Annotated in this window: 27 protein-coding genes; 5 read left to right on the top strand and 22 right to left on the bottom strand. The window is 62.5% G+C overall.

The genetic code is table 11. The features are described from left to right. Positions 1-242: 242 nt before the first annotated feature. Genes QA643_RS09525 through QA643_RS09505 form a run of 5 tightly spaced genes read right to left on the bottom strand, consistent with a single transcriptional unit; the run spans position 243 to position 4,788 of the window. A complete protein-coding gene (locus QA643_RS09525; protein WP_283032927.1) occupies positions 243-974 on the bottom strand; it encodes an ABC transporter ATP-binding protein in 732 nt (243 codons plus the stop codon). Beyond that, on the bottom strand, positions 971-1,708 hold the full coding sequence (locus QA643_RS09520) for an ABC transporter ATP-binding protein (RefSeq protein WP_283032926.1): 738 nt from the start codon (positions 1,706-1,708) through the stop codon (positions 971-973). Before QA643_RS09520 ends, QA643_RS09525 begins: the two co-directional genes overlap by 4 nt. Further along, positions 1,698-2,672, bottom strand: a complete 975-nt coding sequence (locus tag QA643_RS09515; protein ID WP_283032925.1) for a branched-chain amino acid ABC transporter permease — start codon at positions 2,670-2,672, stop codon at positions 1,698-1,700. Before QA643_RS09515 ends, QA643_RS09520 begins: the two co-directional genes overlap by 11 nt. Continuing rightward, positions 2,669-3,526 carry a branched-chain amino acid ABC transporter permease gene (locus tag QA643_RS09510; protein WP_283032924.1) on the bottom strand — a complete coding sequence of 286 codons (858 nt, stop codon included), beginning with the start codon at positions 3,524-3,526 and terminating at the stop codon, positions 2,669-2,671. The genes QA643_RS09515 and QA643_RS09510 overlap by 4 nt, the downstream gene beginning before the upstream one ends. Positions 3,527-3,540: 14 nt before the next feature. Continuing rightward, positions 3,541-4,788 (bottom strand): ABC transporter substrate-binding protein, encoded by a 1,248-nt coding sequence (locus QA643_RS09505; protein WP_283032923.1) that lies wholly within the window; start codon positions 4,786-4,788, stop codon positions 3,541-3,543. A 192-nt stretch (positions 4,789-4,980) separates the two neighbouring features. Here QA643_RS09505 and QA643_RS09500 point away from each other — a divergent pair, with 192 nt between their 5' ends. The 3 genes from QA643_RS09500 to QA643_RS09490 all read left to right on the top strand — a co-directional run bounded on the left by QA643_RS09500 (position 4,981) and on the right by QA643_RS09490 (position 6,113). Continuing rightward, positions 4,981-5,592, top strand: a complete 612-nt coding sequence (locus tag QA643_RS09500) for an NIPSNAP family protein (protein ID WP_283032922.1) — start codon at positions 4,981-4,983, stop codon at positions 5,590-5,592. Between the two features lie 166 nt (positions 5,593-5,758). Then, the gene (locus QA643_RS09495) at positions 5,759-5,950 is read left to right on the top strand and encodes a hypothetical protein (RefSeq protein WP_283032921.1); all 192 of its coding nucleotides are present in this window, start codon (positions 5,759-5,761) and stop codon (positions 5,948-5,950) included. A 13-nt stretch (positions 5,951-5,963) separates the two neighbouring features. After that, a complete protein-coding gene (locus tag QA643_RS09490) occupies positions 5,964-6,113 on the top strand; it encodes a hypothetical protein (protein ID WP_283032920.1) in 150 nt (49 codons plus the stop codon). 1,022 nt (positions 6,114-7,135) lie between these two features. On the opposite strand, the gene QA643_RS09485 is transcribed toward QA643_RS09490, so the two are convergent. The 5 genes from QA643_RS09485 to QA643_RS09465 form a co-directional block, all read right to left on the bottom strand. Further along, positions 7,136-8,215 (bottom strand): transporter, encoded by a 1,080-nt coding sequence (locus QA643_RS09485; RefSeq protein WP_283032919.1) that lies wholly within the window; start codon positions 8,213-8,215, stop codon positions 7,136-7,138. 595 nt (positions 8,216-8,810) lie between these two features. Continuing rightward, positions 8,811-9,227: a DUF6766 family protein gene (locus tag QA643_RS09480; protein ID WP_283032918.1), complete on the bottom strand. Its 417-nt coding sequence runs from the start codon at positions 9,225-9,227 to the stop codon at positions 8,811-8,813. 797 nt (positions 9,228-10,024) lie between these two features. Next, positions 10,025-10,393 (bottom strand): hypothetical protein, encoded by a 369-nt coding sequence (locus QA643_RS09475; protein WP_283032917.1) that lies wholly within the window; start codon positions 10,391-10,393, stop codon positions 10,025-10,027. 293 nt (positions 10,394-10,686) lie between these two features. Continuing rightward, positions 10,687-11,019 (bottom strand): hypothetical protein, encoded by a 333-nt coding sequence (locus QA643_RS09470; protein ID WP_283032916.1) that lies wholly within the window; start codon positions 11,017-11,019, stop codon positions 10,687-10,689. A 476-nt stretch (positions 11,020-11,495) separates the two neighbouring features. Further along, a complete protein-coding gene (locus tag QA643_RS09465) occupies positions 11,496-12,263 on the bottom strand; it encodes an SDR family oxidoreductase (protein ID WP_283032915.1) in 768 nt (255 codons plus the stop codon). 414 nt (positions 12,264-12,677) lie between these two features. Here QA643_RS09465 and QA643_RS09460 point away from each other — a divergent pair, with 414 nt between their 5' ends. Next, positions 12,678-13,229, top strand: a complete 552-nt coding sequence (locus QA643_RS09460) for a ferritin-like domain-containing protein (protein ID WP_283034754.1) — start codon at positions 12,678-12,680, stop codon at positions 13,227-13,229. 115 nt (positions 13,230-13,344) lie between these two features. Here QA643_RS09460 and QA643_RS09455 read toward each other — a convergent pair whose 3' ends face one another. Genes QA643_RS09455 through phnG form a run of 9 tightly spaced genes read right to left on the bottom strand, consistent with a single transcriptional unit; the run spans position 13,345 to position 20,275 of the window. Continuing rightward, on the bottom strand, positions 13,345-13,956 hold the full coding sequence (locus tag QA643_RS09455; RefSeq protein WP_283032914.1) for a pyridoxamine 5'-phosphate oxidase family protein: 612 nt from the start codon (positions 13,954-13,956) through the stop codon (positions 13,345-13,347). Positions 13,957-13,980: 24 nt separating this feature from the next. Then, the gene (gene phnN / locus QA643_RS09450) at positions 13,981-14,562 is read right to left on the bottom strand and encodes a phosphonate metabolism protein/1,5-bisphosphokinase (PRPP-forming) PhnN (protein WP_283032913.1); all 582 of its coding nucleotides are present in this window, start codon (positions 14,560-14,562) and stop codon (positions 13,981-13,983) included. Continuing rightward, entirely contained in the window at positions 14,559-15,716 is a 1,158-nt protein-coding gene (locus QA643_RS09445) for an alpha-D-ribose 1-methylphosphonate 5-triphosphate diphosphatase (RefSeq protein WP_283032912.1), read from the bottom strand. Before QA643_RS09445 ends, phnN begins: the two co-directional genes overlap by 4 nt. Positions 15,717-15,728: 12 nt before the next feature. Further along, entirely contained in the window at positions 15,729-16,427 is a 699-nt protein-coding gene (gene phnL, locus QA643_RS09440) for a phosphonate C-P lyase system protein PhnL (RefSeq protein ID WP_283034753.1), read from the bottom strand. A gap of 8 nt (positions 16,428-16,435) precedes the next feature. Then, on the bottom strand, positions 16,436-17,230 hold the full coding sequence (gene phnK / locus QA643_RS09435) for a phosphonate C-P lyase system protein PhnK (protein ID WP_283032911.1): 795 nt from the start codon (positions 17,228-17,230) through the stop codon (positions 16,436-16,438). Next, positions 17,223-18,107 (bottom strand): alpha-D-ribose 1-methylphosphonate 5-phosphate C-P-lyase PhnJ, encoded by an 885-nt coding sequence (locus tag QA643_RS09430; RefSeq protein ID WP_283032910.1) that lies wholly within the window; start codon positions 18,105-18,107, stop codon positions 17,223-17,225. Before QA643_RS09430 ends, phnK begins: the two co-directional genes overlap by 8 nt. Continuing rightward, positions 18,104-19,207 carry a carbon-phosphorus lyase complex subunit PhnI gene (locus QA643_RS09425; RefSeq protein ID WP_283032909.1) on the bottom strand — a complete coding sequence of 368 codons (1,104 nt, stop codon included), beginning with the start codon at positions 19,205-19,207 and terminating at the stop codon, positions 18,104-18,106. The genes QA643_RS09430 and QA643_RS09425 overlap by 4 nt, the downstream gene beginning before the upstream one ends. Before the next feature lie 3 nt (positions 19,208-19,210). Then, the gene (gene phnH, locus QA643_RS09420; protein WP_283032908.1) at positions 19,211-19,816 is read right to left on the bottom strand and encodes a phosphonate C-P lyase system protein PhnH; all 606 of its coding nucleotides are present in this window, start codon (positions 19,814-19,816) and stop codon (positions 19,211-19,213) included. Positions 19,817-19,819: 3 nt separating this feature from the next. Then, positions 19,820-20,275 (bottom strand): phosphonate C-P lyase system protein PhnG, encoded by a 456-nt coding sequence (gene phnG / locus QA643_RS09415; protein WP_283034752.1) that lies wholly within the window; start codon positions 20,273-20,275, stop codon positions 19,820-19,822. Between the two features lie 124 nt (positions 20,276-20,399). Between phnG and phnF the strand changes: the two genes are divergently transcribed. Beyond that, the gene (gene phnF, locus QA643_RS09410; protein ID WP_283032907.1) at positions 20,400-21,125 is read left to right on the top strand and encodes a phosphonate metabolism transcriptional regulator PhnF; all 726 of its coding nucleotides are present in this window, start codon (positions 20,400-20,402) and stop codon (positions 21,123-21,125) included. 3 nt (positions 21,126-21,128) lie between these two features. On the opposite strand, the gene phnE (QA643_RS09405) is transcribed toward phnF, so the two are convergent. From phnE (QA643_RS09405) to phnD, 3 genes are all read right to left on the bottom strand, one after another. Continuing rightward, positions 21,129-21,977: a phosphonate ABC transporter, permease protein PhnE gene (gene phnE / locus QA643_RS09405; protein ID WP_283032906.1), complete on the bottom strand. Its 849-nt coding sequence runs from the start codon at positions 21,975-21,977 to the stop codon at positions 21,129-21,131. After that, the gene (phnE, locus tag QA643_RS09400; RefSeq protein ID WP_283032905.1) at positions 21,974-22,858 is read right to left on the bottom strand and encodes a phosphonate ABC transporter, permease protein PhnE; all 885 of its coding nucleotides are present in this window, start codon (positions 22,856-22,858) and stop codon (positions 21,974-21,976) included. The genes phnE (QA643_RS09405) and phnE (QA643_RS09400) overlap by 4 nt, the downstream gene beginning before the upstream one ends. Positions 22,859-22,923: 65 nt before the next feature. Further along, the gene (gene phnD, locus QA643_RS09395) at positions 22,924-23,862 is read right to left on the bottom strand and encodes a phosphonate ABC transporter substrate-binding protein (RefSeq protein ID WP_283032904.1); all 939 of its coding nucleotides are present in this window, start codon (positions 23,860-23,862) and stop codon (positions 22,924-22,926) included. Positions 23,863-23,916: the final 54 nt, after the last annotated feature.

Raw genomic sequence — 23,916 nt, 5'->3', positions numbered from 1 at the left:
CCTCACCCTGCGGCACCCGCCGGCAACTGATAAGATTTCGACATTTTTCCTTGTCAGTTAGCCAACTGACTCCATTTGCGACCAACCCTTATCAGTTGAATCCACCTCTGCAGCAGCCCGTTGAGCGATCTCCGCAGAGCACTGGAAGGTCGGTGCGTCACTGGTGCCGCCGATGAGACTTTCTTCAGCGCAGGACAGAACGCCGATTGGTACGAGACGCACACCCGGAATGGGCAAAACCCTTAGATCACCGCCTTGCTTTCGCCGAGCCCCAAATAGATCTGCTGCACTCGTTCGTTTTCACGGAGATCCGCGGCCGCGCCGTCGAGGGCCACGCGCCCCGTTTGCAGAACGAACGCATAGTCGGCGATATCGAGCGCCAACGGGACGGACTGCTCGGCCAGCAACAGTGTCAGGCCTTCGCCGTGCAGACGATGCAAAGTCTCGTAAAGCTGTTCGACAATGGCGGGAGCCAGGCCAAGACTTGGCTCGTCGAGCATCAGGAGCGTCGGTTCACTCATCAATGCGCGTCCGACCGCAAGCATCTGCCGCTCGCCGCCGGACAGCGTGCCGGCGAGCTGCCGCCGCCGCTCGGCGAGGCGCGGAAACAGCGCGTAGACACGGTCAAACAGCGCCGCAGTGCGGCCGCGGTCCGCGAGCGAAGACGCGCCGAGCCTGAGGTTCTGCTCGACCGTCTGCGTCACGAACAATCGCCAGCCTTCTGGCGACAGCGCGAGCCCCTTACCGACAATCCGATAGGCCGGCAGACGCGAAATGGCTTCGCCTTGCCACACGATCCTGCCGGATGAAGGCCGCACCAGCCCTGCGACTGCATTCAATGTCGTCGTCTTGCCGGCGCCGTTCGACCCAAGCAGCGCCACGACCGAGCCGGCGTGGACACGCAGCGAAATGTCCGAAACACCTACTAGATCACCGTAACGCACTTCCAGATGCTCGACGATGAGCTCGCTCACGGCGCACGGCCCCCTTTGCCATGATGCCCGCGGCCGAGATAGGCCTCAATCACGCCTCGGTCCTTCACCACTTCCTCGGGCCGGCCACTAGCGATCACATGGCCCTGGTTGAACACGAGGACACGGCGCGTCAGACTCAGGATCACTTCCATGATGTGCTCGACGATGATGAGCGTGACACCCGTCTCGTAGATCTTACGCACGAGTGCGATCGCTTCCTGCAATTCGGTCGGCGTCAGCCCGGCAAGCGCCTCGTCGAGAAGCATGAGCCGCGGATTCGTCGCGAGCACACGCGCGATCTCGAGGCGCTTGCGCCCTGGTGTGCCGAGCGACCGCGCCGCCTGTGCGGAGAATGGCGCCAATCCGGTCAGCTCGACGATGCGACGTGCATGCTCGCGCGCCTCGCGCCGATGGCGGTGACGCAGGAATGCCCCGACCATCACGTTGTCCAGCACGCTCATATCCGTGAAAGTCGCCGGCACCTGGAAGGTGCGGCCAATGCCGAGCGTCACGTGGCGCTCGGGCGGAGCGTCGGTGACCTCTTCGCCGCAAAAGGCGATGCGGCCGGCGGTCGGCACCATGTCGCCAGCGAGACAATTGAAGAAGGTCGACTTGCCGGCACCGTTCGGGCCGATGAGGCCGACGATCTCGCCTTCCTGGACGGTGAGATCGGCATCGCGCACGGCCAGGAAGCTGCCGAACGCCTTGCTCACGCCCTGAGCTTCAAGAAGCATGGTCGCGCCCTCCCCGCGAGGTCAGCCGCGTCCACAGATCAAGAACGCCGCCGGGCTCGTAGCGCGCGATAAGCACGATGATGCCGCCGTAGAGGATGTAGGTGAGCCCGGTGCCGCCGCCCCCGAACCACGTATTGGTCGCGGTCTGAAGCGGAATGAGCACCAGCGCGCCGATGAACGGACCGAACAGGGTGCCGGCGCCGCCCAGCGCGGCGATGATCACCATCTGCACGGAGACGAGAATGCCGAAGCCGCTTTCCGGGTCGATGAAGCCAGTCTTGATTGAATAAAGCGAGCCGGCGATCGAAGTGAACGTCGCGCTCAGCACTAGGGCCTGCATTTTGGTCGACCGCACAGGCACGCCGAGGCTGCGCGCGGCGCGCTCGCCGGCCTTGGTCGCGCGCAGGTAATAGCCGAAGCGGCGGCGTTCGAGCGTCCAGGTCAGCGCCAGCAGAACGACCAGAACGGCGAGGAAGATATAGTAGTAGGGGACTTCGCTGCGGAACGTCAGGTCCCACCAACCCCGTCCGACCGCCGGTCCCTGCAAGCCGATCGCCGCACCCACGAAAGCCCAGGTGCCGAAGAAGATGCGGATCAATTCGGCGACCGCGATCGTCGCCATGCTGAAGTAGTGGCCGGTCAACCGGAACGATGGCTTGCCGATCGCGAGCGCGAGCGCGCAGCCCAAGATGACGCCCACCGGAATGCCCGCCATGGGCGGCCAACCGGTCACGGTATAGACGAGCAGCGGCGCATATGCACCGATCCCGAAGAACATCGCGTGTCCGACGGACACCTGCCCGGCATAGCCGCCAACGATATTCCAGGCGGACGCGGAGATCGCGGCCAGCAGGAAAGTGACGCCGATGTCGCGATAGAATGCGTCTGTGAATACCACCGGATAGAAGAGAAGCGCCGCGGCGGTGAGCAGCAGGATCGGATTGCGGGCGAGCGCGGCCTTCACGCTTTCCCCATCAGGCCCTGCGGCCGCAGCCAGAGCAGCGCCACGAAGAGCGCGTAGACCACGATGTCCTTGTAGATCGCGCCGAGCCAGAATGCCGACAGCGACTGGATCAGGCCGATCAGAAGTCCGGCGATGAGCGCGCCAGGCACGCTGCCGAAGCCGCCCAGCGCGACGACAACGAAGGCGGTTAGCCCGAACGTCTCGCCGACCGACGGCGACCAAGGATAAGCCGTCGCCATCAGCGCGCCGGCAATGCCCGCCGCGGCGGCCGACAGTCCCCAGGCCAGCGCCTGCATGCGGTCGGGGCGGATGCCGACCAGCATCGCCGCCTGGCGGTCCTCGGCGACGGCCAGCAGCTTGCTGCCCACGGTCGTCCGCGTGAGCAGCAAATGCAGGCCGATGGTCAGCGCGATGGCAACGACACCCGCGACCAACTGGGCGACCGGCATCAGCACGCCGCCGATGTCAACGGTCCCTGACAACGATGTCTGAGGCAGCGACACGAAATTGGCCGAGAAGATCCAGAAGGCGGTGTAGCGGAGCAGCAGCGCGAGGCCGAATGTCGAGAGAATCTGCGACAGCATCGGCCCGCGCAGCACCTCGCGGATCAGCGACATATAGATGACGACGCCGAGCACGAACAGCGCAAAGGCGGCGGCGAAGCCGAACACCGCAGGCCCGCCGCCGAGCCAGACGACGACGAGGAGCGCAACGTACATGCCGAGCATGACGAACTCGCCATGCGCGAAATTAATGAAGTTCATCATGCCCCAGATCAGCGTCAGACCTGAGGAGAACAGGGCGTAGATGGCGCCCACCAGGAGGCCGCCTATGACGACTTGGAGGAGCAGCATCGGTTAAATCGACGCTACTTGGTGCCGGTCATAGGCCACTGTAGCTTGGCTTCGGCGTGGTCTTCCGGCCAGACCAGAACATAATTGTCCCCGTGCAACTGGATGAGATAGGTGGCGGCGAGGCTGTTCTGTCCGGTGTTGTCGAATTTCACGCCGTTGTAGCCCATCATCAGCACATTGGGCTTGAGGTCGGTCTGCGTCAGTGCCACGCGGATCTTCTCCGGGTCGGTCGAGCCTGCGCGATTGAGCGCGTCGGCCAGCGCGAAGAAGCCCTGCATGTTGCGCGCGCTGGTGTCGTCGAGATCGCGCCCGGTCTTGGCTTTGTACATCTCGTTGATCTTGTAGGTGACTGAGCCAGGTTTGCCGATGACCCAGGCGCTGCGGTTCATCACGCCTTGCGCGACATCCTTGACTGCCGGTATGAAGGAAGGATCGGAGAACCCGCTATCGTCGCCGATGACCATCGGCGGCTTGTAGTTCAGGTTCTTCATCGTCTTCATGTAAAGGATCGAGTCCGCAGTGTAGCTGATGAAGATAACGACGTCGGGATTCTTCTCCTTCAACTGCAGCACCTGTGCGCTGACGTCGGTCGAAGACGCGCTGTACGGGATTTGGATCGCGACCGAAACGTTCGCCTTCTTCGCCTCCGCCACGACCTCGGCGGCGACCGATGTGCCGTAATCGGTGTTCTCGTTGACGACGGCGATCGAGTCGATCTTCTTGCCCTGCTTCTTCATGTCGCCGATGAAGCGCATGTAAGCGCGCGCATAGTCGGTTGCGATCGGCGTCGCGCGGAACACCCATTTGAAGCCGCGCCCGGTGATGTTGCCGGCCGCGGAGTCCCCGACCATCATCGGGACACCGTAACGCTCGGCGATGGCAGTCGCCGTGAAGCTGCATGAGGACTGATAAGCCCCCATCAGCACGTTGACCTTGTCCTGAGTGATCAGCCGGGTCGCCAATTGCTGCGCCAGCGACGGATTGCCTTGGTGATCGACGAAGGTGAGCTCGAGCTTGGCGCCGCCCATGTTCGGCAGGCCGGCACTCTTGGCCAGGGGCAGGTCTCCCATCTCGGGATGCGTATTGTTGATAATGTCGGCCGCGACCTCGACGGCCGCTTTCGAAGCAAGACCGGCGGCGCCAGCGTTCCCTGTGAGCGGCCACAGGATGCCGATCTTCACGGCATCGGCGGCGAGCGCCGGCGCGGCAACGGAGAGCGCGGCCGCCACAACGACCGCGAGCAGCGCGTAAGATTTTGTCACATATTCCTCCCGTCCCGAATTGATCGTTTGGCGTTTCTTATGGGAGCGGCCGGATCGTTCGATCCGGCATTGAATGCTCGGTCGTCCTCCCCTAACGTGCAAAGAGGCAACGGTAAGTGCGACCTGGCCGGTTGTCAATTAGAGGCCGCCTTTGAACGATTCATGCAGCGGCCCGCATGTCGGAGGATCCGCGTGCCGCTCCACTATGACGTCACTACCATCACCGTCGCGGCCGGCCAGCACGGCAAGGCGCTGTCGGCTCTTGAGCGTCAGCTCGCTGACGATCGCGCGCTGCTGGCGTGCTGGTATTCCGAGATCGGCGCGCTCAACCGCATTCTCATTATCCGCGAGGCGGCCGATGCGGCCGCGACGTTGGAGCGGCGACAAAGCGTTCTCGCCTCCAGCGACCCTTTCAACCTTGGCGCTCTACTGGGAAAGCTGGAGATGGATACGTATTCGGCGTTCGAGTTCGTGCCGCCGATCACGCCCGGCGCCATTGGCCCGATCTTCGAAGTCCGGATCTATACGCTCAAGCATCAGGGTCTGACACCGACGGCCGAGCTCTGGCGCAAGAGCGTGCCGGGCCGCGCTGCCCTGTCGCCGCTTCTCGCAGCGATGAGCTCCCTGACCGGGGAGGTCATCCGCTTCATGCATATCTGGCCGTACAAATCGTTCGAAGAGCGTACAAGTCTGCGCGCAAAGGCCATTGCTGACGGCGTGTGGCCGCCGCCGGGCGGGCCTGATCACATCGCAACGATGCAGTCGGACATCTATCTCCCGGCGTCGTTCTCGCCGACGCGCTAGCCGGGCACGGGGGTTCCGCAGCTGAGCGGTTTCGGCCGGATCAACCTCCCCATCGCCGGGAAGCACGGCTCCGTAATCGCTTCGCGCCTCCTCCGCCGATGGGGCCTTCCTGGACCTCGTCGCGCACCACGGCCCTCAGCACTTCAGCCGCGACGGAGAGCCCTCGTTGGTCTCCTACTCGGAAATGGTTTCGGCGGACCGTGATCGGCGCCTGGCCGGATACGAGATCTATCGCTTTGGGGCAAACGAACCGGTCGGCCCCGGCGCCGCCGCATTGATTGAACACTTCTTCGACCGACTATGGACGCTTCACAAGATCATCCCGAAGGCCGGGCCGAACGAGCAGCACCTGCGCTAGTGCGGAAGGGATCGTGGAAGAGGGCAGCCAAATGACGATAAAGCAGCAGCCGACGCTCGACGAGCAACTGGCGGTGGCGAGGCGGCCGGTCAGGCATCCCGATTTTGATCCGGGCCTGCCAATTCGCTATGCATTGACGTCCAGAAGCGACGGCCGCCGTTGATGCCCAAGACCAGCTCTGTTCCGCTAGATCCGCATGGCTTGAGCGGCTCGCTCGTGTGGAACACGCGCATTGCCGAGTTCGCAGACCGTGATGAGATTTGGACGCCAGACGTAGCGCGGCTAACTGGTATTCTCTGGGGCTTGGACACGAGCGAGCGCTTTCTTTTTGCGACCCGCATCGAACGCGTCACCGAGTCTCAACCGCCACTATCCCTAGATTTCCTGCCTCGTGCAACGTTCTACAAGAGGTGGGCGACGATGTGATTGAGGTGCTTTTGCCCGCAATCGCCGGACGGCCAAACGATGCACCGCTTTTCGAGCGGTGGATCCATGAACAGGAGCCGGGAGGTATCGCCTGGAAGAAGTCTGAGCGCGGTCCGTGGAAAAGAGGCGAACTTGCCACGTCCGTGGAAGGCCATTCGCGAGCGCGCCGGTATGCCGGAGGTGATACCCTATGCTTTGCGGCACTCGAGCATCGTGCGCGGTCTCCGAAAGGGCTTGCCCATCCAACAGGTCGCCAAACTGCACAACCCCTTCGGTCAAAATGATCGAGCGGCACTACGCGAAATACATTGCGACCGCCTTGGAAGACCTCGCAAGGGCGGCGGTCGTGTCCCTGGTGCCGCGGAGTTATGGAAACGTGGTGCCGACGGCAAAACGCGCGTAAGGGATCATCCTGCGGAGGACCTCGACCGCGTCGAGCCCCCACCGATGCAGGTCGCTCGGACGGAGCGTCATGTTGATGCTTTTCAAAGGCCACTCCACCGCCTTCGAAGTAGATAGGCCGCATCCGAAACCGATCAAGCTGTGCCGAGAGCGACGGCTCTTCCCCGCGGGTCGTTTAAAGTCAAATGACAGGCCTGGCGCAGCGTTAGGCGGCAAAACGGCGCTCCAGTTCGACCTCCCGCCGCGAAGGCTTTTTTCAACAATGTCGCCCCACAACCGACATCATCACCGTTTGACCAAACTTTGACTGAGGATGCTTTCCAGCTTCCTTCTCAGCCCCAACACTCAATATGTGGATCAGGGGCCAAAGACGGCGGAGATTCCCACCAAAGTACGCCATGCGGGGGTAGCTTGCACGCCGTTGTAGTTGTTGACGACGGGGATACCGACAAGCACGTAGCTGGACCAATTGTCGAACGTCAGTCGAAGACCCGGCGAAACGAATATTGTGTTGCCGCCCGAATTCGGATCACTGACGCCAGAAATTCGCTGCTTGTCATGCCATTCGCCGTTGACCTCGAGTAACGCGTCGAGCGCAACGTGCGGCGCGGCAACGGTTGGAGCCTTGGTCGCCATCATCGAATGGTTATGGCCAGCATACGCATAAGCGTCCCGTGGACCGTGCGCGTGCGGTTCGCTCGTGGTCTCGCCGAAGACCCGGTAGGAAAGCGCGGCATTATAAAGGAAGCGGTTGCCGAGATTGGTATTTTGCGTTCCGGTGCCGTTAGCAATCGCGAGTACGTTAGCGTGAAAGCTCAAGGCCGGACTCAATCGCTGACTGAAGGCGGCGCCAAACAACCCATCCCAAGAACCCGATCCAGGTTGAAATTCGGCCTCGAATAGCTCGCCGAACGGGTCAACCAGGTGGGTGGCGCCGGTCGGTGCCTTGACGCCGAACAGCACTGCCGCCTGCGTTCCGCTTACCTGATTATTCAAGAAGCGGTATTGGCCAAGCACGGTCACATCGCCAAAGCCAGATGTATTGCCGCGATCACGTACCATGGCGGGAGCGGTTGGATCTTCCTGCACGCCTTCGAGGATGCCGGTGCGGCGCACCCATGGCAGCCGCACCGACACCGTGAAATCATTGGTGATACCGTAGGCAAGCGCAACAGCGTAGCTCTCGACTGTTTGCAGACCATGGACGTCGTTGCCGACGTTCGCGAGCAGCGTCGGTTCGCTCAGTTGCTTGAGCCGAAGGTAATCGATGAAAGCGGAAAACGCGAACTGCCCCTCGTCGAGGGTGCCAGCGCCTATCGTCAAGATACCGCCTGCACCACCGATACCGCCGATTCCGGGATGATGCGCAGAAGCGGCGGTGATGCCAATGGTTATAGATCCAACCAGGGCCGCTGCGAACCGGAGGCGGTTAGCCATCTAGTACCCCCCATTTCTGTATTTTCCGCCTACGTCGCATAGAACGTTCCGGCAATAATAGCCGATCGCCGAGCAGTTGCCACCGCCCGCTCAATAACGCGGGCTCAGTTTTTTCAGGCGTGTCACCCGCAAGATGCACTACGGCACGGTCAACCGCCTTAGCCGGTGATCTAACTCCATTAAACGGCCGCGTGAGCTTGACGGCGTTGCTCCGTCACGCGTGCATTTCCGATATTGGCCCATCGCGTCTCACTGCCCGCAGCATCAATGTCGGCAGGTCACGCCACCGGATCCATGGGTGCACGCGCTAGAACCGGCGGGACGCACAGCGCCGATAGGTTCAGTAATGTAATCTTAGTTTCCCCATCAGCCCCAAACAGACTCCGGTTTGGTGAAAAGCTTATCGTAACGCGAGACGAGATGCCGAGTCTTCATGGAGAGAATAGCCTATGGGCGGGAGTTCACATCATCTGAACAGATGTCAGGCTTACCACCTTGGCTAATGCAAGCTCTGTATAGCGGGCTGGGCGCGCCCTGAAAACGGGAGTATGAATATCGTACGCCCTCACGTCGGCAATCCGCGGTAGCTGGACACTTAACGCTCATTTTGCAACAGTCTTACAAAGCGCGTGTCCGTGTGGCGGCCTTCGTATTCTTCATCGATCTTCTGGAGGAGATCGTCTGCTTTTTTCGGATCGACTGCCATCAAGATCGCATCAATCTTTGCTTCCATCCTGTCATCGCCCTCTTTGGATTGCGGTGAGCCGACATGCAGTAGGATGGCAAGGCCTGCGACCTGCCAGATCAGCTGAAGGAATTCTGACTGCCAGTTCTCCAAGGTGTCTCGCATCATTTGAACTGTATATGCGCCGACTTCGACAGGCTGTTGCAGTGCCTGCTGCTCGTTCACGTAGGCAAACCAACCAAAGATCCAATGGCCTGATAGAGTAATGAAAAATAGCGCGCCCGTTACCCAAGCATAGCCATAGCGTTTCCAAATAGATCGTTTCATGGCGGAGTCTCCGATGACGTAAGTCAATTCTGAGAGCCTTTTCGCTGTTCCTCTACGTTTTGATTTTCGCCTGGTGGTCCGGCCGGACATCAGGGCCGCGATTGCCTCACGCCTTGCAGACGAATTGCGGGTCTCTCCGCCAAGGCAGTCATCCTAAGGAACACGAGCAAGGCTCGTAGCGTTCCTACCGCCGTGGCCTCGTCAGGGCTTGGTCCAACTAAAAAGGAAATTGTTCGGCCGTGTTGCTTCCTATCTGGGCTTCTGCCGGCCTGTGGGGGCTGACCGGAGCTTCCTCCCTTGTGCTAGGCGCGGCAGTTGCCTTTCTCGTCAAGATGCCTCGGTGGATCACGGCAGGCGTCATGTCATTCGGCTGCGGCGTGCTTATTTCCGCGGTAGCCTATGACTTGCTCGAGGATGGCTTCCAAGAGGGCGGCATTTGGCCGATCGTGGGTGGCGCGATTGGAGGCTCGGCAACCTACAGCTTGGCCGATTGGATTGTTTCGCATCGGGGTCGCCACAGTCGCAAGCGTTCGGGTGGCCAGCAGGCCGGCGCGACGGAAGGAGGCGGCCTGGCGATCGCAATCGGTTCGTTGCTTGATGGGATTCCGGAGAGCATCGTGCTGGGCTTGGGGCTGTTGGGGCGAGGCGGTGTTAGTATAGCGATGCTCGGGGCCATCTTCCTCTCTAACTTTCCCGAAGGGCTTTCAAGCGCGATTGGCATGCGCGCCGCTGGACGTTCAGCTGCGTACATATTTGGAATGTGGGGGACGATTGCCATTTTATCGGGTCTCGCTGCCCTAGCTGGCGCAGCATTCCTTGGAGGCGCTTCTACATCTCGCGCAGGATCTTTTTTGCCGCGCGTCGCGCGCCGCGGCGTCACCCTCGCTCTTGGCAGCGTCCGGGTTGATAGCCCGCAATGCCTTATCGGCCAGCCCGGCTGACGCGCTGTTGCTTGCGTCTAGCGCCAGCCCCAACCGGCCTATCAAATCCCGTTCCAGCTTTCCGTAACGGTCGTTGCAGGCAATGCAGGATGGAATCTGCCACTTCTCGAAGTCCGCGGCGGTCGTGTCGGGATACCAAGACTTCGGGAACACGTGATCCCAATTGCGCTCGACCCCTTTTTTAAGGCAGTGAACGCACCGCCCTTTCGCCGGCTTCTTCGCCATAGCGCGTGCTCGCCTCCGAAGGGCCGGGAGCGCGCGGAAGGGCACCGATGCCCGCCAGCCGGTCAATCTCCGCGTAAAATCCTCCCCCACCTGCATCGTAGTTCAGAGCAAGGCTCTCACCAACCGGAAATTGTGCCACTTTGCCCTCACCGGCCGAGCGGCCGTGATTTCCGCGTTCCGATGTAGCAACCGCTCTGGCTAGTGAAACACACGCAGGATCCGACGCGAAGCCCTCGGCGATGTGCCCGCTTGTCCACGCCAGACAACGGCGACGGATTCCCGTTCCAGAGCTCCTAGCGAGTGAACGAACTCGTGTCGACGAATACCCGATCAATCGAGGGAGCATTGTCTTGCCATCTGGCCTCGAAACACCCGGGAAACGTCTCAGACAAAGTGACGTTCTCGGGGTACCGCAAGGTCACGTGCACGTTGATGGGGCCTTCGAACCGAGTCCCATTGACCCGTATCTCATCTTCGAACACTTCGACCGCTTCGACATGCGTGTTGAAGGACAGCGCATCGAGCTCGTCCCAGGCTTGCGTTCCTGCAAGCTGAAGATTTCTTACGGCTTCCGCTATCGCATGCGCCTGTGTCGGCGCGCCGATGGACGCTTTTGCCTTAGCCATGACTACTTGACCTACAGACCTGCCGCGCTAATTCCGAGCCGCTTATCAAGGAGCGCCAGAAGTGAGCGCACCACTACCAATCGCCGACGTCCGATCGTTGTCGTGACGATACGCCCAGTTCCTATCAACTCGTAAAGCTTCGTGCGTCCCAAGCCGGTCACTTCGCATGCGTCGTCAATCGTGCAGGTGAGCCGCTCGGCGAATGGCATCGTGCTCGGTTCTGCGGCTTTCGGAGCGGATAGATTGGCTTGTTGTCCGCTAGTTTTCTCTCGTCGAACGTATCTCACGTGCTCTCTATTCGCACAAAGCTCAACAGGAACAAGAGTTGATTGTGCGGCGAGGATCGTCAATGCGAACGTCCGATGGCGCTCACGTACGACAGCGCACGTTAGCGGTGGTTTGAATATTTCCGGACATCAAGGGTGACGAGGAAATGTTCGGCGAATGCCCCAGCCACAGTGAGGCATCGCGCGCAACTACAGGCTGGTCGTGATGCCGCCGTCGACATACAGCGTATGTCCGTTGACAAAGGATGAAGCGTTGCCCGACAGAAAGACGGCGGCGCCAATCAGCTCGTCCACATTGCCCCAGCGGCCGGCAGGCGTTCGCTTTTCCAGCCACGCCGAGAACGTCGCATCGTCAACCAGCGCCTGGTTCAGGGGCGTCTTGAAATAGCCGGGGGCGATCGCGTTGACCTGCAGGCCATGCTTGGCCCAGTCGGTGCACATGCCGCGGGTCAGATTCCTGATCGCTCCCTTGGTCGCGGTGTATGGCGCGATGCCGGGCCGGGCCAGTTCACTCTGCACCGAGGCGATGTTGATGATCTTGCCCTTGCCGCGCGGGATCATGTGCCTCGCGACGGCCTGGCCGACATAGAAGGCGCTCGACACATTGGTCCGGAGCAACTGCTCCCACTTCTCGGCAGGAAAATCCTCCAGCGGGCTGCGAAACTGCATGCCGGCGTTGTTGACGAGAATATCGATCGCGCCGACCGTGCGCTCGATCGCGGCGACGCCTTGGCGAACGTCCTCCGCCGCTGTGACGTCGAAACCGGCGACCGCAACCGTGTGCCCAGCTGCAGCCAGGCTCGCAGCGGCAGCGTCAAGCTTGCTCTGCTCGCGTCCATTCAAGACCACGGCGGCACCGTGCTCGGCAAGCCCTCGCGCAATGGCAAGGCCGATCCCCTGAGACGATCCTGTGACGAGCGCCCGTTTGCCGGCGAGGTTGAACAATTCGAATGCCACGGCGGGATTTTTCTCCATGCAGGCGGTGTGAAAGCTCGGACCCGAACGGCCTGAAATTACCGTACACCACGCCGGAGCCGGGATGGCAACCGGTGGAGAGCGCGGTCCAGCGGTGAAAAGCTCTGGCGCCCGGCGAAGCCTTCGCCAGGGGTTCCTCCTCCTCCCAGACGCAAGAAAGCGCCGCTCCAAGGCCAGGAGAAGCCTGGGCAGCGGCGCTAAGGTGCCGATGGTACATCCGCATCGGCCATGGGCAGCCAACCTCAGACCCGGCCGGAGGTTCCTCAGGCTCGGGCGGCTGCGCCGAACGCCGACACCTCGGCTCGTCCGCCGCGATGCGCCAGATTGGAACCTTCAGCAGCAGGCAACATTGAACCCCGGGCATACACCTTCCAAACGGGGCTCACAGGAGAACTCATGGCAAAACGAGCGAAGAAAAAGCAATCAACGGCGCGTCGCAGCAGCCGACAACAGAAGAGGCTAAGCGACCTCTTTCACGAGACGCTGAAGGACATCTACTTTGCCGAAAACAAGATCATCAAGACTTTGCCGAAGATGGCGAAAGCCGCGCAATCGAAAGAGCTCGCTGCGGCCTTCAACAAGCACCTCAAGGAGACTCAGGGGCAGGTCAAACGGCTTGATCAGGTTTTCCGCATGATCGGAAAGCCCGCGCGTGGAAAGACGTGTGACGCGATCAACGGCATTGCCGACGAGGGCGCAGAAATCATGAAGGAGTTTCGCGGGATGCCCGCGCTGGACGCCGGCCTTGTCGCCGCCGCGCAGGCGGTCGAGCACTATGAAATCTCGCGCTACGGCACCCTTCGCACCTGGGCCGAGCAAATGGGATTGTCAGACGCTGCAAATCTGCTCCAGCAGACACTGGATGAGGAGGAAGCAACCGACCATACCCTGACCGAGCTTGCGACTTCGGTAGCCAACCTCGAAGCCGAGGAAGAAGAATACGCCTGACCTCCGCCTGATGTCGTTGCTCCAGCAGGCAGCGCACGATTGCCATGCCTCCTGTAACGCCGCAACGTGCGGCCTTACAGGAGATGTGGCGGGAATGAACTGACAGCGCGCATCATCACCAAAGCGTCTGCGCCGCCCGCTTCGGCCATTCCTTGTCGTATTTCTCGCCGCCGACCTTGTTGTCGCTCATGCCTGCGAGAATCTCGCCCGGCGTCGGCAGCTTCCTGGGATCGACCCGCTTGTCGGGATTCCAAAGATCGGACCGCACAATGGCGCGGGCGCACTGGAAGTACAATTCCTCAATCTTCATCACGATGACCGTGCGCGGCGCCTTGCCTTCCATCATGAAGGAGGCGAGCAGGTCGGGATCGGCAGAGAGATGAGCGCGGCCATTGACGCGCAGCGTGGTGCCGGAGCCTGGAATCAGGAACAACAGCGCCACGCGGGGATCGCGCACGATGTTGCGCAAGGAATCGACGCGGTTGTTGCCGCGGCGGTCCGGCATCATCAACGTCGTTTCGTCATGGATACGCACGAAACCCGCAAGGTCGCCGCGCGGCGAGCAATCCAATCCTTCCGGCCCGCAGGTCGCCAAGGCCGCAAACGGTGATTTCTCGATCAGCACGCGGTAGGGCGGCGTAACGCGGTCGGCGACCTTCAGCGTCGAAGCGTCATTCGGAAAGCCATAGATTGCTTCGAGCTGATCGATCGTCGAGATCACCGTCATTGTTCTGCTCCTGTCCTTCCCATTTCACGCAGCGCCGCCGATGATGCGCAGCAACTGGCGGGCGTGATATTCCGCGCTCGACACGTTGACGATGGTGGCGTCAGGTTCGGCGTCCTCGACCGTTCGCGCGAGCCGCTGCGCGATGTTGCCGTCGCTGCCGCGCTTGCGCATGGCAAGCCGCTCGGCAAGCACCTCCGCCGGCGCCGTGATCGAAATCACCACGACGTTGGCATAGGCGTGGCGCAGCGCCCGTATTACCGTGCGCGAAACGTTGGCGACCACGGTGCGGCCGGCGCGGATGTCATCCTCAATGCTGCGCGGCAGCCCATAGGCGTGGCCGTGCGCCTCCCAATGAACCGCAAAGTCGCCCCGCGCCTGCGCGTTGCGAAAATCTTCCAGACTGATCTGCTCGTTATCTTCCGCGATCGAGGCTTCCCGCGTCACCACGCGCCGAACGAATACGATTTTCGGATCGTCGGCCGAGGCCGCCTGCGCAAGGCCCAGCAAGGTATCCTTGCCGGCGCCGCTCGGTCCCACCACCAGCACGAGCTTTCCCGGCCCTATCGCGCCCGTATTCGTCTGCGGTATCGTCAGCGCCTCGCTCATGCCACCCGCTGCCCTTCCCGCCAGACACTCCGGACGACCGGAATGCCGCGCCCGACATGGACGCGGATAATATCCGCGCGCCGGCCCACGGCAATCTCGCCACGGTCCGCAAGACCCACGGCCTCGGCCGGCGTCTTGGTTACCGTGCGCACGGCGGAGGCGAGATCAATCGCCGGCACATCGCGCGGCAATTGCAGCGCCGCCATCAGCAGGCTTGAGGGAATATAATCCGACGACAGGATGTCCAGGAGACCTTCGCGGGCGAGGTCGATCGCCGCGATGTTGCCGGAATGGGAGCCGCCGCGCACCACGTTCGGCGCGCCCATCAAAATCCCGATGCCGGCCTCGTGCAGGCCGCGCGCGGCTTCCTTGGTGGTCGGAAATTCCGCGACCGCGACGCGATCGCGGACCGCATCGGCGACATTCTCCTGCGTAGTGTCGTCATGGCTGGCGAGCGGTATCTTGTACTCATGCGCCAGCGCGACGATCGCGTGCATGTTGATTTCGGCATAGGCCTTCTGATAAGCAAAACGCCGCGCGAACAACACGTCGAGTTCGGCGTCCGTCATGCCGCCACCCTTGCCGCGATAATAGTCGCGCAACTTCACTTCGTCGCGAAACTGGCGCTGGCCCGGCGTATGGTCCATCAGCGACATCAGCCGCACGTCGGGCCGATCGATCAGTTCCTTGGCCTCTTCGACCACATCGGGCATCGGGACTTCGCAGCGCAGATGCAGGAAGTGATCGGCACGCAGGAGGTCGGCCTCGCGGGCGGAGGTAATCGCCGCAGCCAGAATGCCGGCGCGCCCGTCGACATCCTCGGCGCCATCCTCGCGCCAGACGCGCAGCGAATCCAGCACCGTGGTGATGCCGCAGGTGGCGAGTTGGCCGTCATAGGAGACGACGGCAGCAGTTGCGTCCCAGAACACCTTTGGCCGAGGCACGTAATGCGCTTCGAGATGATCGGTGTGCAGCTCGATCAAGCCGGGCATGACAAGATCGCCCTTGGCGTCTTCGCTGCCGGCGGGCGCCTTGCCTTCGCCGAATTCAGCGATGCGGCCGCCGGCGAAAGCGATCCAGCCGTGCTCGATAACGCGGTCGGCGAGCACGAGGCGGGCATTGCCAAGAACGGTTTCGGACTTCGTCGAAGTCATCTCAGTCTTCCCTCATGCCGCCGCGGCAAAAGCCGTCACATCGACGATGCGGTCGGCGATCGTCTCCCGGATTTCATCATCATGGACGATCGCGACCATGGCGACGCCCTTGCGCTTCTTTTCTGCGATCAGCTCGACGACGACCGCACGGTTGGCCGCATCGAGCGAAGCGGTCGGTTCGTCCAGCAGCAAGATCGGATATTCCGAGACAAAGCCGTGGGCGATGTTGACGCGTTGCTGCTCGCCGCCGGAGAAGGTCGAGGGCGGCAGCCGCCACAGCCGCTCCGGGATGTTGAGACGGCGCAGCAGGCAGCCGGCGCGCTCACGGGCTTCTTCGCGGGTCACGCCCTTCGCGACCAGCGGTTCGGCGACGACGTCGAGCGCCGCCACCCGCGGCACCGCGCGCAGGAACTGACTGACATAGCCGATGGTGGAGCGTCTGATGCCGAGCACCTGTCGCGGCTCGGCCCTTGCAAGGTCGATCACGGCGCCCTGGTGATGGATGCCGATGCGGCCGGCGTCGCAGCGATAATTGCCGTAGATCATCTTCAGGATCGACGACTTCCCCGCACCGGATGGCCCGGCCAGGACGACGCATTCGCCGGCATCGACATGAAAGGACACGCCGCGCACCACGGGCAGCTCGACGCCGCCCTGCAGATGCATGGTGAAGGTCTTTTGGGCGTCGCTGAGTTCGATCATCGCGGTCATCGGAATACTCATGGCGGCAGAATCGAGGAGACGAGCAGTTGCGTATACGGCTCGCGCGGATCGTCCAGCACCTGGTCGGTCAGGCCGGTCTCGATCACCTGGCCGCCTTTCATGACCATGACGCGGTGCGACAACAGGCGCGCCACCGCGAGGTCGTGGGTGACGATGATGGCTGCAAGGCCGAGTTCGCTGACGAGGGTACGCAGGAGATCAAGCAAACGCGCCTGCACCGAGACATCGAGCCCGCCGGTCGGTTCATCCATGAAGACCAGCCGTGGCTCGGTGACGAGGTTGCGCGCGATCTGCAGGCGCTGACGCATGCCGCCGGAATAAGTGCGCGGCGCATCGTCGATGCGGGATGTCTCGATCTCCACCCGTTCGAGCCAGTTGGAGGCGGCCTCGCGGATCCGACCATAGTGGTTCCAGCCGACCGCCATCAACCGTTCGCCGACATTGGCGCCGGCGGAGACCGCCATGCGCAGGCCCTGCGCCGGATCCTGATGCACAAAACCCCAGTCGGTGCGAAACAGAAAGCGCCGCTCAGCTTCGCCGAGGGATGCGAGATCGCGCCGCACGCCATCGCGCATGCGATAGGAGACGCGGCCGGCGCTTGGCGCGAGTTGCGCCGAAAGCAGCTGCAGCAGCGTCGACTTGCCGGAGCCGGATTCGCCGACGACCGCCAACACCTCGCCAGGATAAAGCTCAAACGAGACGTTGCGGCACGCGGTCAGCCGGCCATAATTCTTGCCCAGGTTTTCGGCGACCAGCAGCGGCTCGTCATTCTCAGTCAACGGCTCAACCATGCACCGTCTCCTTGTGAGGCGCGGCGCTCTCGGTGCCGCGATGGCCCGCGGCCTGCCGGCCTTCGCAATAGTCGGTGTCCGAGCAGACATACATCCGGCTGCCCTTGTCGTCGGTGACGATCTCGTCGAGATAGGAATCGTCGGCGCCGCACAGCGCACAGGGCGCGTCGAAGCGGTACCGCGAGAACGGATGGTCCTCGAAGTCCAGCGACACCACCTTGGTATGCGGCGGGATGGCATAGATGCGTTTCTCGCGGCCGGCACCGAACAATTGCAGTGCCGGGCAATCGTCCATCTTAGGATTGTCGAATTTCGGCGTCGGTGATGGATCCATCACGTAACGCGCATTCACCTTCACCGGATAAGCGTAGGAGGTCGCGATGTGGCCGAAGCGCGCGATATCCTCATAGAGTTTGACGTGCATGAGCCCATATTCGGCGAGCGCGTGCATGCGGCGCGTCTCGGTCTCGCGCGGCTCCAGGAAACGCAGCGGCTCGGGGATCGGCACCTGATAGACCAGCACCTGCCCCGCATGCAGCGGCGCCTCGGGAATGCGGTGCCGGGTCTGGATCACGCTGGCTTCCACGGTGGACGTCGTCGTCGCAACACCTGCGGTCCTCGCGAAGAACTTCCGGATCGAAATCGCATTGGTGGTATCGTCCGAACCCTGGTCGATCACCTTCAGCACATCGTCGGGACCCAGGATCGCCGCGGTCACCTGCACGCCGCCGGTACCCCAGCCATAGGGCATTGGCATCTCGCGGCTGGCGAACGGCACCTGGTAGCCGGGGATGGCGATCGCCTTCAGGATCGCGCGCCGGATCATCCGCTTGGTCTGCTCGTCGAGATAAGCAAAATTATAGGCGGTGGCGTTCACTCCGCGGCCTCCTGCAAGGGTTCGGCGCGCGCGGCGGCTTCGAAAAACTCCGCCCGCAGCTTGCGCAGTAGGCCAAGCTCGGACTGGAAGTCGACGTAATGCGGCAGCTTGAGATGCTCGACGAAGCCGGTCGACTGCACATTGTCGGAATGCGACATGACGAACTCCTCGTCTTGCGCCGGGGCCTTGACCTCCTCCGAAAGCTCGCGTGCGCGCAAGGAGCGGTCGACCAGCGCCATCGACATGGTCTTGCGCTCGCTCTGCCCGAAGGCGAGCCCGTAGCCGCGGGTGAAGCACGGCGCTTCCGTCGCCGAGCCCTTGAACTGGTTGACCATCTGGCATTCCGTCATCGGAATCGAACCCAGCGGCACGGCAAAGCCGGCGTCCTCGGCAAAGAACTCGACCTCGACCTCGCCGAAGCGGATCTCGCCGGCGAAGGGATGGCTGCGGCCATAACCGCGCTGGGTCGAATAGCCGAGCGCGAGCAGAAAACCTTCGTCGGCGCGTGCGAGATTCTGGAGGCGGAGATCGCGGTCGGCGGGAAAACTCAGCGGCTCGCGGGTCAGGTCGCCGACCGGCGCATCGCCATCGGCTTTCGGCGAGGATTCGATCAGGCCGTCACGTCCCAAAATGTCGGTGACGCGCGGCATCGCTGCCAGCGGCTCGGCCGTAACCGGCGCTTCGGGCATGCTGCCTTCGGCAAGCTGCGGATCCAGCAGGCGGTGGGTGTAGTCGAATGTCGGCCCGAGCACCTGACCACCCGGAATATCCTTGAAGGTCGAGGAAATGCGGCGGCGGACCTGCATGGTGCCGGTGTCGACGGGCTCGGTCGCTCCGAAGCGCGGCAAGGTGGCGCGGAAGGCGCGCACCAGAAAGATCGCCTCGATCAGGTCGCCGCGCGCCTGTTTGATCGCAAGCGCCGCCAGCTCCCGGTCATAAAGCGATCCCTCGGTCATGACGCGATCGACGCCGAGGCTGAGCTGCTCGGAGATCTGCGACAGCGATATCTCGGGAACATCGCGATCGCCGCGCCGCTCATGCGCCAGCAGGCGATGGGCATTCTCGATAGCCCGTTCCCCGCCTTTGACGGCTACATACATAGGTCAGCCTCCGTGCGCGGCGAGCCGCGTGGTTCGGGGAATGGCGACAACGGCCTCGTCATGCACCAGCACGACGTCGATGCCCCGCGGAAACAGCGCGGCGTTGATGGCGCGTTGCTCGAACAGGTTTCCGGAAACCGTCGCCTGCAGCACGGCCGTGCCGTCGATGCCCGGGCCGGCCAATTCATAGGCCGGTCCCGAGGTCAGACTGTCGATTTGCACGATCAGCGTGGTGGAACGGTCCGGATATTCGTTGCTGCCGAGCGCGAAGCGATCCAGCGGCGGAACATCCCTTGCGTTGCCAATCAGGGCAAAACTGCTCGCGGAAGAGTCCGCTATCACGGGCGTACCGGTATGGAATTTCAGCCATTTGCCGACTTCCGGCATCGCCGACATCGTTCGGTCAAGCCAGATCGGCGTATCGTGGTCGAATAGCGCGAGCGCAATTGCAGCCGTGCCGCGCATCAGTGGCGCCGGCGTACCCGCGACGGCGCGAATATGTTGCACGGTGCCCGGGCGCGCCATCGCGTCCATCACGGAACGGAATGTGGATTGCGCCGACAACACCTTGTCCGCAAATCCTGCCGGGAGCTCGGCGACCGTCACCATCGATTATCCCTCACCGCGCACCATTGTGTAAAAGTCAACGCGCGTCGCCGCCGCTTCTGCGGACCGCCGGCCGCGCCGGGCGTGCATGGCCGTCCGCAGCGGCGCCAACACACTCGCCTCGACCGCATCAGCGAATTCTGGCGACTGCACCAGGGCGTCGCACAGCGCAATCATCCGCGCCTTTTCGAGATCGCGTCCGAGCGTGTAGCCGAATCCCACTTCCCCGCTCGCAAGCCGAACCGCGGCGCGCGATACCGTGGCTTCCCCGAGATTGAACGGCGCGCCATCGCCGCCGATGCGGCCACGCACCATCACGAGGCCGCTCTCCGGCTCGCGCAACAATTGATGCGCGGGAACATCGATGGCGCCGAGCCGCTCGGCGATGTCAGCGGCATCCGAATGCACCAGCACCGTCATCGCTCCCTTGCGCCGTGCTTCCATTCCGCCTTCCGCCGTCATCCCCATTCCCGGTCTTCCCGATTCAAGTTGTCTATGATAATAGACAACTTGATAGTCAAGGCAAATGACCGTTTCGTGACACCGCGATGATATTTCCAATGTCCGCTTCAGGCCCCGGCACGACATGAGCATCCAGGATGGCGCATCCGGCGTGGCGCTGTGGCGCCAGGTTGCCGACGGTATTGAGCGCGGCATCGCCGACGGCCGCTTCGCCGCGGGCGAGAAGCTGCCGGGCGAGATGGAGATCGCCGACATTTACCGCGTCAACCGCCACACCGTGCGGCGGGCGCTGGCGGCGCTCGCCGAGCGCGGGTTGGTACGCGCCGAACGCGGCAGCGGCACCTATGTCGAGGCGCCGCGCCTCGCCTATCCCCTGCGCTCGCGCACGCGATTTTCCGAGATTGTCGGCGCCAGCGGACACGAGCCGCGCGGGCAAATGATCGAGGCTTCGGAAGAAATCGCCGGCCGCGAGTTAGCGCGCGAGCTTAGCCTCAAGACCGGCGCGCCGCTGGTCCGGATCGAAGCGTTGCGCCTGGCCGACCGTGCGCCGATCTGCGTCGGCACGCATTGGCTGTCAGCCGAGCGATTCCCCGAGGCGGGGCGCGTCTACGCTGCCGCGCGCTCCATGACAAAACTGCTGGCCCATTACGGGATTCGCGATTATCGCCGCGATTCAACCCGGATCACCGCCGGCATTGTCGACGCCACCGACGCCGCGCGCCTGGACCTCGCCCTCGGCCGTCCGATCCTCATCGTCGATTCGACCGACGTCGATATCGAGGGACGGCCGCTGGTCACAAAGCATGTGCGCTTTGCCGCCGAACGGGTGCAGTTCCTGGTGGAGAGCTGACGTTCAGGCGACGGCGCGCCGGCCGATAATGGCAAAGCGCAAGCGGTTCGAGATCCAGTCGATGGCGGCGACCGCCACCAGGATCATCAGGATCAGGAATGAGACCTTCTGCCATTCCAGCACGCGGATTTGCTCGGCGAGTTGCAGGCCGATGCCACCTGCGCCGACGATACCGATAATAGTCGCCGAACGCGTATTGGATTCGATGAAGTACAGCACCTGCCCCGCAATGACGGGCAGCACCTGCGGCATCAGCCCGAAGCGGATTTCGTGCAGCTTGCCGCCCCCGGCAGCACGGATGCCCTCCACTTCCTTGCGGTCCGCGGCCTCGATCGCCTCCGAAAACAGTTTTCCGAAGGCGCCGAAGTCCGCGATCGCAATTGCGAGCACGCCGGCAAATGGTCCAAGCCCGACGACGTTGATCCAGACCAGCGCCCAGATCAGCGTATCGACGCCGCGGATCGAATCCAGAAAGCGTCGCACCGGGAAACGGAAGATGATGGACGGCACGACGTTCCTTGCCGCGAGCAGGCCGACCGGCAGCGCGGCGACCGCTGCGATAGTGGTGCCGAGCAGCGCGATGGAGATCGTCTCGCCAAGGGCGGCGAGATAGGCCGGCAGCGAAGATCCGGGATCAGGCGGCAGCATCATCAGGATGATCCAGCCAAGTTGGCTGATCCCGGCGATCAGCCGTGACGGCGAGAAATCGAGATCCACCAAGCCGAAAATGAAGATCGCCAGCGCCAGCGCTATCATAAGCGGTGTCGCCAGCCGCGATGACGCAGGCCGATCGAACACCTCGGGGTATCGCTGTCGCAACTTGGCGTGATCTTCAGACGGCAGCCGTGTCATGTCCGTGCCTCCCCGCCGAACAATTTCGCGCGCATCCAGCCGGTCGCGATGTCGATCAGGAATACCGTGACGATGATGGTGATGAGGATTGCGCTGACGTCGGAATAATAGAACTTCCTGATGGCGACGACGAGTTCCTGACCGATGCCGCCAGCACCGACAAAACCCATCACCGACGCCTCGCGGACATTGATCTCAAAGCGCAACAGCGCGTAGCTCGCATAGCCCGCGGTGACCTGCGGCAGCACGGCAAAGCGCATGCAGGAGAGCCAGCTTGCGCCGGTGGAACGCACGCCCTCGACCGGCTTCATGTCGACATTTTCCACGATCTCGGAAAACAGCTTTCCAAGCGCGCCGGTCGAATGGATCGCAATCGCGAGCACGCCGGCCATCGGTCCAAGGCCGAAGGCGATGACGAAGATCAGCGCAAACACGATGCCCGGCACGGTGCGGGCGAATTCCAGCGCGCGGCGGACCACGAAGCGCAGCCACGGCGCAGGCGAGGTATTTTCGGCGGCCAGGAAATTCAGTCCGAACGCCAGCACCGCGCCGGCGAGCGTCCCGACATAGCTGATCAGGATAGTTTCCCCGAGCAGCTTCAGCCACTTCTGCCATCCCCAGAACCACTCGCCGAAATTGGTCCAGACCCTGGTGTGATCATCCAGTGTCAGGATGCGATCGAAATAGCTGACAAAATTACCGAAGTAAGTGAAGAGCGTCCGCAGGTTCACTTCGGAACCAATGGCGGCGAGCGTAAGGGCAGCCAGAAACAGGGTGGCCGAAAACACCCCGCGCAGGCGCTTGCGCCGCACCGCCATGCGATAGGCCTCATTGAGGCTCGCAAGCTGCTGCTCGGGGAGAATGGAAACGGCGCTGGTCATGTCGGGTCGGAGCCAAGGAAATGGCCGGGTCGTTGCCGCCCGGCCGAGTCCTTATCACCCTTCGATCACGACGCCTTCTTCTTGCGCAGGGCGTCCACGAACTTGATCAGCTCGATCGTGCCGTCCCAATCCTTGGTCGTGGCGGGATGGAAGCCTTTCTTCTGGCCATCGGAGAGGCGATCGAACGCGGCCTTGTCCTTGGCCGGTGCATCGAAGAATGCTTTCGCGATCGCCGCCTTCAGGTCTTCCGGCAGGTCCGAATTGTAGGCATAGGGGCCGTTGATGATCGGCGCCGATTTGTGGACGATACGGAAATCGTCCTTTTTCATCGGCGAGCCGTCGGCGTTCTTCAGCATGCCCTTGTGCAGCATCTGGGCAAGCGTCGAGTCGTCATCGGAGGTCCACTGATTGGCGGCGACGTCGACCGTACCCTGCGCCAGCGCCAGCATCGCGTTCTCGTGGCTGCCGGTGAAGACGACCTTGCCGAAATACTGTTCGGCATCGGGAACGCCCAGCTTGTTGAGCTCGAAGCGCGGCACGTTGTTGCCGGAGGTCGAGTTCGGATCAACAAGGCCGAGGTTCTTGGCCTTGACGTCGTCAATCGTCTTGTACGGGCTCGACGCCTTGACGAAGAACACCGAGTAATAGCCGGTCGAACCATCGGCATTGATGTCGTTGGCAAAGGCGTCGCTCTTGACGGCGGTCAGCCGGGCACGCGCGAACGAGGCCGAGCCGTAGCTGGCGATGTGGATATTGCCGGCGCGCTGCCCCTCGATGACCGCAGCGTAGTCATTGGCGATGCGCAGCGTCACCTTTACGCCGAGTTCCTTGGAGAGATAGTTCACGAACGGTGTCCAGCGCTCGGTCACACCCGAGGCGTTCTCGGCTGGGACCACCGCAAAGGTCAGCTCCGGATATTTGCCTTTCCAGTCCTGCGCAATAGCGGTTGTGGCGCTGAAGGCCAGCGCGGCTGCGCCGGCAAGCACGATACGACGATTGAACATGGTTTGCCTCTCGTTTGTGATTACGCCTTGACCGACTGCAGTACGCAGCGGCTA

The organism is Bradyrhizobium sp. CB3481, assembly GCF_029714305.1.
Lineage (GTDB): Bacteria > Pseudomonadota > Alphaproteobacteria > Rhizobiales > Xanthobacteraceae > Bradyrhizobium.
Note: the sequence above shows the minus strand (reverse complement) of the source record. Positions and strands in the feature narration are given on the sequence as shown.